Source organism: Candidatus Defluviilinea gracilis (assembly GCA_016716235.1).
Taxonomy (GTDB): domain Bacteria; phylum Chloroflexota; class Anaerolineae; order Anaerolineales; family Villigracilaceae; genus Defluviilinea; species Defluviilinea gracilis.
On sequence record JADJWS010000001.1, the window covers coordinates 584,142 to 594,945 of the forward strand.

The 10,804-nt window shown below is 50.7% G+C and carries 11 protein-coding genes; 8 read left to right on the forward strand and 3 right to left on the reverse strand.

Annotation, left to right across the window (positions count from 1 at the left end):
* Positions 1-375: 375 nt before the first annotated feature.
* From IPM31_02740 to IPM31_02750, 3 genes are all read right to left on the reverse strand, one after another.
* The gene (locus IPM31_02740; protein MBK9005890.1) at positions 376-1,266 is read right to left on the reverse strand and encodes a YitT family protein; all 891 of its coding nucleotides are present in this window, start codon (positions 1,264-1,266) and stop codon (positions 376-378) included.
* An 81-nt stretch (positions 1,267-1,347) separates the two neighbouring features.
* Positions 1,348-2,235: an NAD-binding protein gene (locus tag IPM31_02745; protein ID MBK9005891.1), complete on the reverse strand. Its 888-nt coding sequence runs from the start codon at positions 2,233-2,235 to the stop codon at positions 1,348-1,350.
* 291 nt (positions 2,236-2,526) lie between these two features.
* A complete protein-coding gene (locus IPM31_02750; GenBank protein MBK9005892.1) occupies positions 2,527-3,258 on the reverse strand; it encodes an SIMPL domain-containing protein in 732 nt (243 codons plus the stop codon).
* 114 nt (positions 3,259-3,372) lie between these two features.
* Here IPM31_02750 and IPM31_02755 point away from each other — a divergent pair, with 114 nt between their 5' ends.
* From IPM31_02755 to IPM31_02790, 8 genes are all read left to right on the forward strand, one after another.
* Positions 3,373-4,575 (forward strand): DNA double-strand break repair nuclease NurA, encoded by a 1,203-nt coding sequence (locus tag IPM31_02755; protein MBK9005893.1) that lies wholly within the window; start codon positions 3,373-3,375, stop codon positions 4,573-4,575.
* Positions 4,575-5,192, forward strand: a complete 618-nt coding sequence (locus tag IPM31_02760; protein ID MBK9005894.1) for a hypothetical protein — start codon at positions 4,575-4,577, stop codon at positions 5,190-5,192. The genes IPM31_02755 and IPM31_02760 overlap by 1 nt, the downstream gene beginning before the upstream one ends.
* A 267-nt stretch (positions 5,193-5,459) precedes the next feature.
* On the forward strand, positions 5,460-7,166 hold the full coding sequence (locus IPM31_02765; protein MBK9005895.1) for an ATP-binding protein: 1,707 nt from the start codon (positions 5,460-5,462) through the stop codon (positions 7,164-7,166).
* Positions 7,167-7,363: 197 nt separating this feature from the next.
* Positions 7,364-8,842: a hypothetical protein gene (locus IPM31_02770; GenBank protein MBK9005896.1), complete on the forward strand. Its 1,479-nt coding sequence runs from the start codon at positions 7,364-7,366 to the stop codon at positions 8,840-8,842.
* A gap of 112 nt (positions 8,843-8,954) precedes the next feature.
* The gene (locus IPM31_02775) at positions 8,955-9,563 is read left to right on the forward strand and encodes an NUDIX hydrolase (protein ID MBK9005897.1); all 609 of its coding nucleotides are present in this window, start codon (positions 8,955-8,957) and stop codon (positions 9,561-9,563) included.
* A 37-nt stretch (positions 9,564-9,600) separates the two neighbouring features.
* The gene (locus IPM31_02780; protein MBK9005898.1) at positions 9,601-9,795 is read left to right on the forward strand and encodes a hypothetical protein; all 195 of its coding nucleotides are present in this window, start codon (positions 9,601-9,603) and stop codon (positions 9,793-9,795) included.
* Between the two features lie 284 nt (positions 9,796-10,079).
* Positions 10,080-10,376: a nucleotidyltransferase domain-containing protein gene (locus IPM31_02785; GenBank protein MBK9005899.1), complete on the forward strand. Its 297-nt coding sequence runs from the start codon at positions 10,080-10,082 to the stop codon at positions 10,374-10,376.
* Complete coding sequence (locus IPM31_02790) at positions 10,373-10,747, forward strand: HEPN domain-containing protein (protein MBK9005900.1); 375 nt, start codon at positions 10,373-10,375, stop codon at positions 10,745-10,747. Before IPM31_02785 ends, IPM31_02790 begins: the two co-directional genes overlap by 4 nt.
* Positions 10,748-10,804 lie beyond the last annotated feature (57 nt).

Sequence of the window (10,804 nt, forward strand, 5' to 3'; positions counted from 1 at the left end):
GACGGGCTTTGCGCTGATAATCATACCATGCGAATTCAAGACAGCCGCGCAATAGGGCTATCGCATTTAGGGCAATCGCATTTGGCGTGTTTTGAGCCTCGAGATTTTCTAATGCGATTGCCCTACTATCGCATTTCTCTACCGTACAGGAAAGATTTTTACCGCAAAGCACTAAGGTCGCCAAGTGAAAAAGGTTTTCTTTGCGTTCTTTGCGGGTGTCGCATGGCGCCATGGCGACACTTAGCGGTGCAAATGTAAGGTAGAGAGTGATTCAAAAGAAAAAATCTGCGTTTCACCTGCCCTTGCGGGCGGTGCAAGGGTCAGCGTGAATCAGCGTCCCGATTTTGAAAGCGTAAGGTAATCAGATTGTCTGTTTTATTTCCCCTTCAACGGCTTGAACCCCTCACCCAGCGCCTCGTGCGCCGCGCCAACGACCAGGAACGCGCGCGAATCGCATTCATTGACGATGGCTTTGAGCGTGGATACTTCGGCGCGGGTGATGACGCAATACAGCACGGGGCGATTTGCCTTCGTGTACGCGCCCGAACCTTCGAGAACGGTGACGCCGCGTTGCAGTTCATCCAACAAACGTTGGGCAATCGCTTCCGATTCCGAGGTGACGATCATTGCCGTGCGGACGGTGCCGCCGCCTTCGAGGGTCGTTTCGGCGACAAGTCCGCTGACGTACAACGCGATCATCGCGTAGAGGGCTTGCTTCCAGCCGAACACAAACCCCGCGCCGAGGATGACCGCTGAATCGACGAAGAGATAACTTTGCGTGATGGGAATACCGCGCCAGTTGTTGAGGATGCGCGCGAGAATGTCCGAACCGCCGCTGGTGCCGCGCGCGCGATAGACGAGTCCGTAGCCGATACCGCTCACAATGGCTCCGTATAACGTGTTGAGGAACACATCGCCTCGCAGGTCGCGGATCAACGCCGCGCCGGCGCCGCCCTCCGCAAAGAGCAGAGTGTTTGGCAACAGATCGATGAAAATTGAGTATGTGGCAATAGCAACGGCAGTCCGCAAAGCAAAGCGATACCCGCCAAGGAAACGCCAGCCCAAAATAAAAAGCGGAACGTTTCCGATGAGGATCATCAAACCGATCTGCCAGCCCGTGAAATGATTGATGAGTTGCGCGACCCCGCTCACACCGCCCGAAGCAAGATTGGCGGGGATGAAGAACGTCCGGAGCGAGAACGCCTGGATCAAGGCAGAGAGGATGATGAGGAAATAATCGCGGAGGGTGGGAAGATATTTTTTCATTTTATTTTCTGTAGGGGCGGGGTTTCCCTGCCCAATGGTTGAATCACGAACACGGGGCGAGATGACCTCGCCCCTACAATATCAATCCAAAATTTCAACCCCCGCCAACTTCTCGATCACACCGACCACCGCCGAATTATCGAGTTCGCCCATGCCGGCGTCGATCATCTGTTGAAAGAGTTTTGTATTTTCAAGGGTGGACGACACAGGGACATGATATTCCCTCGCCGTATCGAGCACGATCCGCAGATCCTTCAACTGCATGCGCGCCTTGAAGCCGGGGTTGCGATTGCCATCGAACAACCGCGGCGGCTTCACATCCAGCGTCCAGCATTGCGCCGCGCCGCCTTTGATCGCCTCCACCACCTTGCGCGGATCGACTCCCGCCTTCTTCGCGAAGACGAGCAACTCTCCCATCGCCGCCATCTGCGCGGCGACCATGATCTGGTTGGCGGCTTTTGCCACCTGCCCCGCTCCCGCGTCACCGACGTGTGTGACTGTCTTGCCCATGGCAAGCAACACCGGCATAACGCGCTCCAAGGCGGATGCCTCGCCGCCGACCATAATGGCGAGCGTGCCGTTCCTCGCGCCGATATCGCCGCCCGAGACGGGGGCATCGAGCGCAAGCACGTCCTTCTCTTTTAACGTTTCCGCGATCATCCGCGCCGAGGCGGGTTTGATGGTGGAGTTATCGACATACACCAGCCCATGATGCGCGCCTTCGATGATTCCTTGTTCGCCGAGGACAACCTTTTCCACGTCGGGCGAATCAGGCAGGTTGGTGAACACCACATCCACTTGTGAGGCAACTTCACGGGGGGATGAAGCGGCAATCGCGCCTTCCGCCACAAGTTCATCCACCGCGGCGCGCGAACGGTTATGAACCACAACGGGGAATCCCGCGTTCAAAATATTCCGGGCGATGGACTTGCCCATCAATCCCAGACCGATATATCCGACTTTCAACATGATGACTCCTTTTCACCGCGAAGGTTTTGACATTATCTCTTTACCGTACATCTACACCGCTAAGTGTCGCCATGGTGCCATGCGACACCCGCAAAGAAAACCTTTTTAACTTGGCGGCCTTAGCGTGCTTTGCGGTAAAAGTCTTCTCATGTACGGTAGAGAAGAAATTATACCCTTGGAAGATTCGCAGAGATCGGCAAGGAGCAGTGGAAACTTTAAAAGCGGAGAGCCTGCCCCTTGAGGAGGAGAGGCAGGCTCAGGCTGGGAGAGACGCGGGAGCGCGTCGTCTTTTTATTTGATTTGGTACGTCACGTTGACGGTCACAACGAAAGTGAGTTGTCCGGGCGCGATCGGCACTGCCGCCGCTTCTGCCCCGCCGCCACCGCCGCCGCCGCGTCCGTCATACAAAGGATAGGGCTGGTTATCGACGAACGTGATGGTCTGAATTTCGCCCAGCGAAACGCCAGCCACCGAGGACAATTCCTCCGCTTTCGACTTCGCGTCGGCGAGCGCATCGGCGCGGGCTTGCTTGAGGGCTGAGTCCTTATCCGCCACATCGAACTGGATGCTGTTGACCGTGTTCGCGCCGGCGGTCACGACCGTATCGAGTAATCCGCCGAGTTTGCTCAGGTCGCGGATCGTCACATAGACGGTATTATCCACCGAGTAATACTTTTCGCCGGTGGGGGCGCCGGTCAGCGGATCGTATTTGTCGAACGGATAAATGCTGAAGTTGGTCGTGCGGATATCCTTGGCGTCGATGCCAAAATTGGTCAGCGCTTCGATCATCTGCTGAGTTTGGGCATTATTCGCCTGCACCGCTTCAGAAGCGGAGGGCAGTTCGGTGTGCACACCCAGATAAATATAGGCGATATCCGGCACAAGGTTGGCTGTGCCAGAGCCAGCCACGCTCATCGTGCGGTTCGGCGCGCTATTGCCACTCACGGCGGGCGCAACCCCGCACGCGCTGACAACCAGAGCCAGCAAGGCAAGTGTTGCAACTACAATGGTTTTGGTTTTCATTCATACTCCTTTTCATATGATTGCCACTATGAAGACGCTGGGCGCGAGGGAAAGTTCCCGCGCATGGCTTGAATTTTAACCGCTTTGCCTGTACAATCCTTGTACATTTGTTCTATGCCGATCAACTATCAGGAAGTTTACACGCAGATCCAATCCATTGGCGCGGGCGCAAAAGAGAGGCGAAAGAAGAAAGAGGACGCCCAAGCCCAAGCGCGCCGCCTGCTCGAACAATTCGGCAGTCAACTGGATTTCCTCCGCTCGAAAGTGGATTCCGCCAAACAAGCGGATACGAACATCCGCTGCGCCTGCCCATTGGATGAACCCCTCGCTTCTTCCTTCGACGTTCAGCCTGTCTCTGTTTCCCCAACCTTAATCGCCGCCGACGGTTCGCAAGCCATCGCCGACCGGCACAGCCCGGTTCAGTTTTGCGTCATCAATGTGGGGGCGATCTGCATGAAACCCAACTCCGGCGAAACGCCCGCGGTTGAAGTGGAAAGCGAACTTTTCTACGGCGATGCCATCGAAGAGAACGGTCTCACCACCGATGGCGGCGTGGCATTGCGGCGCGACCTTGCGGAACGCAGTGTCATCGAAACACTAAGCAAAGATCTGAGCGAGTCGGTCGTTTCATTTACAGACGGCACGCTGGAGATTTTTCGCGCCAAAGATATTGACAGCCCCAGCGCGTATCGCTCCATCCTGGATAAGTACGTCTCTGTCCTCTCGCGCTTGCAGGAGCGCGGCGTCGTTTCGGCGGGATACATCGACAAACCCTCGTCGAGCTTGGTTGTGAAGCTTCTTGAATTGACCCAGATCACCATCCCTGAAGAAATGGAAAAACTGCGCAACGCCCCGCCGCTGAAATACGTCACCGACCGCTGGCTGTTTGGCTACAATAATAAATTATTCCAGTTACTCCCGCCCGGTCATCGTTCGGCATGTTTCAAAATCCAATCCAATTCCGAGAAGACGTATAAGGGCGTGCTGGAACTTCACTTCTTCTATCTCAACGTCGGCACGGATGGACATCCCTGGCCCGTGCGCGTCGAAATCCCCAAATGGGTGGTGGATGACAAAGAGAAGTTGAATTTGCTTCACGCGGTTCTCGTCGAGCAATGCAAGATGATGGGGAATAAACCCTACCCTTATTTGCTTAATCGCGCTCATGAAATTGCAGTGGTCAAGAACGAAGAAAAACATCAGATTGAACAGTTGCTTTCTATGGAACTGAGAAAACAAGGCGAAGAAACTGACGACACTTCCCATAAACAAACAGGCAAGGATTCTCTCTCAAGCGGCAGAAAGAGGTATGGATAATGACAAGCCAAATCGAAATCGGACGGTTACTCCGCGCAGGGACAACGGGATTCGTGGCGGGATGCCGCGTCAACCAACTGGATGCGCCGTCGTTTGGGGCGTTGGTGCGCGCGCCGCTGGGGGAAACCTATCAGATCTTCGGAATCATCTACGACATTCACATTGACGATGACGGGCTGGTGCGTCAACTCGTCACAGCAGATAATGTCAGCGACGAGGTGATGAAAGACAACCGCGAGCGAAGAATCGTGCCCGTGGAAATGTCCGTGCTGGCGGTGGGATACGAGCAGGATGGGAAGATTCATCACCTTCTGCCGCCGCGTCCGCCCTTGAGTTTGGATGTGATCTTCAAGTGTGATAACAACGACCTCGCGCGCTTCACCGAGAAGTTCGGATATTTCAGGCACATCTTGAACAATCAGGAAATTCCTATTGGTGAAGTAGTTGCGGCGCATATTTTGCAGGCAAGTAAAGCAAGGGGCGTGGAAAGTGGAAAGCATGCCCTGAGCAACGCCGAAGGGTGGAAAGAGGCAGCGACGCATGAAGTGATTACCTTATTGCGCGATGATTACCCGACGTTGATGTCCGTGCTGGGCGCGTTGAGCGATGTTGCATGATGACAATCCCGAAGGGATGGCATGATTGTAGACTTGGAAGAATATGGATTGCCAATCGCGAAGCGATGGCATGATTGGACAAGTCTATGACACCCCTTCGGGGTTGGAATGAATTGATTGGCGATTCTACAGTCGTTTCATCCCTTCGGGATTGAATATTGAACCACGGAGACGCGGAGTCACGGAAAATTATTTTGCTTATTGGCGGTTCTCGATACGGGCTTCGCCCTACTCGACCACTGAGTTGGAAAGGAATGAGAGGTATTTATGGAACAACGAACAAAAGTTGGATATTTGGTTGGCGGCGGATTAAAAGAAAACTTTCGCGTGAGGCTCACTGTTTCCCCGCAGGAGATTCAGGAGGGAGCGTTTGTGGTCATCCAAAGCGGAGAGTGGAATTATTACGGCATCGTCACGGACATCGTCCTTGGGGCGACGGACCCGCGCTTTGCGGATGAGCAGATGGAGGGACGGTTCCCGTCGCATATTTCGAAGGCGTTGCACGGGCAGACGCTGTACGCGAATCTCGAAGTGTTGCCGAACCTGATGCTGGAGATCGGTCCGCAGTTGGGGACGGCGGGGTATAAAGATTGGCGCGGTCGAATCGACGCGGGACTCAAAGATGAGCCGCGCATATTGCCCGTCAAGAATGTGCCGCCGCATCACGCGCAGGTATTTTTGGCGAACGAAGGCGACATCGCGGAAATTTTCGGTGACCCGAACGAGAAGGGGAACTTCATCATCGGGTACACGCGCGAACAGGATCATCCCGTGTGCATTGACATGGAGAAGTTCGTGCAGAGATCGTCGGGCGTGTTCGGCGCGACTGGCACGGGCAAGTCGTTCCTCACGCGGCTCGTGCTGGCGGGGTTGATGCACTACAACAAAGCCTCGGTGTTCGTGCTGGATATGCACAACGAGTATGGTTTTGACGATGTGGCGTCAGACACGAAAAAAGCCGTGACGGGATTGAAGACCAAGTTCAAGTCGAAGGTTCGAATCGTCGGCTTGGGAGGCGGATCAACCATCCGAGGGCAAGTCCCCGATTTTAATTTGGAGATCTCGACGGGCGATATATCCACAAGTGACATCGAGACGTTGATGCGCGAATTGAATCTGCGCGAGACGACTCCGACGACGTTGAACGCGTTGTACGCGTCGTTTCGAGATGAGTGGTTCGCGCGGTTCCGCGATATGTCGCGTGAGACAGTGATCATCGAAGATGAAAGAGGAAAGAAGAAAGAAGTGCCTGCGGAGGGAAGTGTGGCGGCGTGGGCAAATGAAAATGGAGTCAACGTGGCGGCGGCGGAGGCTCTGCACGACAAACTGCGCAGGCTGTTCGGCAAGCCGTATATCGTGGAGAAGCCCGCGGCGGATTCGGTGAAGGAGATCATCGCCTCGCTGGAGAACGGACAGCATGTGATCCTGTCGTTCGGCGAACACGAAAGCGACCTGGATTATCTGCTCGTATCGAATCTGTTGACGCGCAAGATCCGCAACGCGTGGGAGCATAAGACCAACGCGTTCCGCACGCATGGAAAAGAGGAGCCGCGTCAGTTGATCATCGTCGTTGAAGAGGCGCACAAATTGCTGAACCGCGAGATGGCGGCGCAAACGACCTTTGCGACCATCGCGCGCGAACTCCGCAAATATTATGTGACGCTGTTGATCGTGGACCAGCGCCCGTCGCAAATTTATGACGAGGTCATGTCACAGTTGGGGACGCGCATCTCAGGCTGGCTCGGCGACGAGGACGATATCCACGCTGTTCTTTCGGGTCTCGCGGGACGGGAGGCGTTACGCGGTATGCTGGCGCGACTCCAACCGAAAGAGGAAGTGCTTCTGCTCGGCTGGGGAGTGCCGATGCCTCTGCCTGTGCGCTCGCGCAGGTATGACGAGGAGTTTTGGAAGGAATTGCTCGGAGGCAAGGAAAAACGCAGTAAAGAACAGAGCTTGCAAGACCTAGGATTTTAAGTGAGCAAGGAGCAGAATTTGCCTGTCCCGCCAACGGCGGGGAAGGAGTTGGGGTTTTAGGTTTGAGAGGGCAGGTTGCAAATCTGTCCTTTTGATTTACCTACACGTATAGTAATTTGCTCATTTCTTCTGTACAATACTCTCAATGGATAATCAAGATACGCAGTATTTACTGAATTTACAGGAAGGAGTTGTTTATGTCTTACGTAGATCTTCTTGATAGTTCTAAAACAGCCTATCCGAATGAGTTTGCGACAGAGTGGTGGAGAAAATCTTCTAAAGAGATACAAGGAAATGCAATTTCCCTTGCAAATGCAGAATTAATGCTACGAATACTACATGGTGAAACTATTCTTTTATCAAACAACCAAGCATTTGATTCGGTAGCATTTCTACGATCAGTCCCAGAATTAATGCGTATGGACTCTTTAGATCGCCCCCCGATAGCGCTTTCATATTTTAAATCTGGAGTGGTAGCACCAGCGGAATATACTCCCGAAGCGTTGGTAGACTTAAGCGTTGAGTATCTAACAAAGAAAATTTTTGTATTTTCCGCTTGGGTAGGCATGGATGATAATACCAAAATACGAGACCGAATGGTTGACGCTTTGAGAAATAGCGACGAATCAAGAAGATTTATTTCAATGGTTGAAAATGTGTTCCTTGACCTTGACTCGAGCATAAGAGAGGATTTTCGGAAGCAAGCCCACAGTTTACAAAAATTTTATAATTATTTACGGAAATTACACCCTCTTGAAAAAAAGGTTGTTAGAGTAGCAGGAAAATCCGATCGTCTAATATGGAAAGATTTAGACGATCTTCAATATTCGCCTTCAAAAGGAATTCCTTTTGAAGCCATAAAAAAACTTGACGAAAAATTGATGTCTCAAAACCTTCATGGTTCCCGAGAAGATCGTAGTGTACTTTATCGATTAATTGAGGACTTTGGAATTGACCTACGGCGTGATCTAAAAGATTACATTGACATATCCTATAACAAGAAACTTGGAGCATCCGTAAGCCCGAGAGGGCGCGGTGTTTATTCGGTTACAGACCATGATCCTAATACCCCATCATCTCATGGGGAACAAATACTGGAAAATGCAGAGACATTAAACACAGAATATGGAATTGTTGCAGAGGAAGCCTTAGAAATCTTTCTGCCTAAAAAGACTGAAGATGGTTCAGTGTTAAACGTTTTAACTTGGGATGATGTTGTTGATGTGATGAATGAAGACAAAGCAGTTCGTGAGAGTGCCTATAATTTACAAGATAATCTTGCATTATATAATAAACTTGACTCCAAAGACCCTGATTTCAGTAAAAAGTTGGAGGAGTGGAAGAAAATAACAAGCGAATCCTTTGAGAGCCATCAAACCCTTTTAGCTTCGTCGTTGGGAAAAAAAATACAATATGATTCGAAGACCAAAAGCCTAACTTCGTTTATAGTACCAGGCGTAACCGCCTTAGGAGCCGTTGTTGGTAGTGCGGTTGGTTTTTATGCTCAAAACTCATTGTTTTGGACTGCCGCTGGCGCTGCTACAGCCAGTATTCTGTCATTGAAGCTAGAGAAAATGGCTGAGAAATCTGAGAAAGATAAATTAGAGTCAACAGCCATTGCGCGTGTTCGCGAGGACCTAAAGAGGTCAGTAAAATTGCCTGATAGCCACGAATAAGAATTCTCTAACAAGACTTATGAATTTGCACATCAACTTGCACTACTAGAAGTTTTCGCTCTAACAAATTAGAAATAATAAGCACACAAAATTGAATTAAAGGAAAAACAAAGTGGAAAATAATGTACCGTTGAGAAAAAAAGAAATTGCAAATAGCCAAAAAAACCTTGATTGGCAGTCTGGAGAAGTTAACACGAGCGTTATTTTGGAGAACTCCAAACTAAATGTAAAATTGTTGCGCTATATGATTACATCATCGAACGGCGAATTCTTGTATGACACCTATTCAATTAAAGAGTCGAAAAACAATACGGTGGTTTTGGTTCGGAATCAGAAAAACGAAATTGGGCTTGTATGGGAGTGGCGTCCTATTCCAGAAAAATGGTTTTGGGCTTGTCCAAGAGGCTTCGCTGACTCTAATGATGACGACAATCTTGCGACTGCAAAGAGAGAAATGATTGAAGAGATCGGCAATTGCGAAGTTGTCGATAGCAAAAAAATAGGAAATTTATATTCAAACACAGCTTTCTTTGAAAATCCTATTGGTTTGGTTCTTCTTGATGTGGAAGAAGTCGAGACGCAAACAAATCAAGAAGAGGGCATAGCGGATTTCAAGTTTTATTCCAAAAAAGAACTGCTCAAGATGATACGGGAAGACAAGGTTGAAGATACCTTTACGCTTAGCGCGATCATGAGGTATTTTGCGCTTGAAGGGCTCTAGCATACAAAGATTCGCTGATAAGTAATTAACGAGAGAAATCGCAAATGAATATTCAAGCCCCGCCCAGCGCATCCGCGTGATGATGGAGGAATGGGTCAGCCGTGCGGGGTTCCGTCCCAATTGCGGGAGGGCGCTGAGTCAATTTGAGAACAACAAACCCGTCGCTGATTTTTGTTGCGGGAATTGTTCGGAAGAATACGAGAAGGGACCTCACCCAGATCAAGGTGATTGATCGGCGTGTTGATTTGTCCCTTCGCGAAGCACCCTGTGGGCTCCCAAGGGAGAAGGCATGGAGTTGACTTCTTTTCTGTGAGGCGGAGCGGTTGAGTTTCCAAGAAAAAGTTTTGTTTGAGGAGCAAAATGCTTCTCACCCTTGGGGGACGCGTACCCGAGTGTAGCGAGTGGTAGACGGGAGAGGGGTTTACAGGGTTGAAACGAGGGATGCAAGCCAGATTTTGGATGGTGGGGTAAAATCATTGTATGAAGTCGAAAGTCCCAGCACACATCAGGAAACTGATGAGCGAACTGAAAGAAGGTCTCACCCGCATATACGGGGATACGTTGAAAGCCGTCTATTTGTACGGATCATACGCGCGCGGAGATTACCGCGATGGCTCAGATGTGGATGTGATGATTTTGTTGTCCGATTATCAGGATTATTGGAAAGAATGGGGACGTTCCAGTGATTACGTCAGTGATGTGTCGCTTGAATATGACGTTACGATAAGTTGCATCCTCATCAAAGAAATACAATGGAAACAGTCTGAGAAGCCAGTGTTATACAACATTCGCAGAGAAGGATTGCCTGCATGAAGGAACATTCCAGCAAACTGCTTGCCAAAGCATTGGATACGATTGAGGGCGCGGAGGGTTTGCTGAATATGGGGAAGGAAGAGATAGCCGCGGGACGCGCATATTACGCAATGTTCTATGTCGCCGAAGCATTGTTGTTTGAAATCGGCTTGCAATTCAGCCAACACGGTCAGGTCATTGCGGCATATGGAAAACACTTTGCGAAAACCAAAGAACTCGACCCAAAATTTCATCGCTGGCTCAGAGGTGGATTCGACACCCGCATTTCTGGCGATTATGATGTTGATGCTGAAATCAGCAGGGAACTTGCGGCAGAGTTGATCAATCAGGCGCGCGAATTCCTTGAAGCCGCGCAACAATATCTGAAATAACGAGAACGATTCGCCAACCACTGGGCTGAACTAGTCCAGTGTTTTTTGTTCACAACG

What these genes read in the sequence shown, in the direction of transcription:
- IPM31_02740 (MBK9005890.1), bottom strand. Translation starts at nt 1,266, where the DNA reads ATGAAAAAATATCTTCCCACCCTCCGCGATTATTTCCTCATCATCCTC.
- IPM31_02745 (MBK9005891.1), bottom strand. Translation starts at nt 2,235, where the DNA reads ATGTTGAAAGTCGGATATATCGGTCTGGGATTGATGGGCAAGTCCATC.
- IPM31_02750 (MBK9005892.1), bottom strand. Translation starts at nt 3,258, where the DNA reads ATGAAAACCAAAACCATTGTAGTTGCAACACTTGCCTTGCTGGCTCTG.
- IPM31_02755 (MBK9005893.1), top strand. Translation starts at nt 3,373, where the DNA reads ATGCCGATCAACTATCAGGAAGTTTACACGCAGATCCAATCCATTGGC.
- IPM31_02760 (MBK9005894.1), top strand. Translation starts at nt 4,575, where the DNA reads ATGACAAGCCAAATCGAAATCGGACGGTTACTCCGCGCAGGGACAACG.
- IPM31_02765 (MBK9005895.1), top strand. Translation starts at nt 5,460, where the DNA reads ATGGAACAACGAACAAAAGTTGGATATTTGGTTGGCGGCGGATTAAAA.
- IPM31_02770 (MBK9005896.1), top strand. Translation starts at nt 7,364, where the DNA reads ATGTCTTACGTAGATCTTCTTGATAGTTCTAAAACAGCCTATCCGAAT.
- IPM31_02785 (MBK9005899.1), top strand. Translation starts at nt 10,080, where the DNA reads ATGAGCGAACTGAAAGAAGGTCTCACCCGCATATACGGGGATACGTTG.
- IPM31_02790 (MBK9005900.1), top strand. Translation starts at nt 10,373, where the DNA reads ATGAAGGAACATTCCAGCAAACTGCTTGCCAAAGCATTGGATACGATT.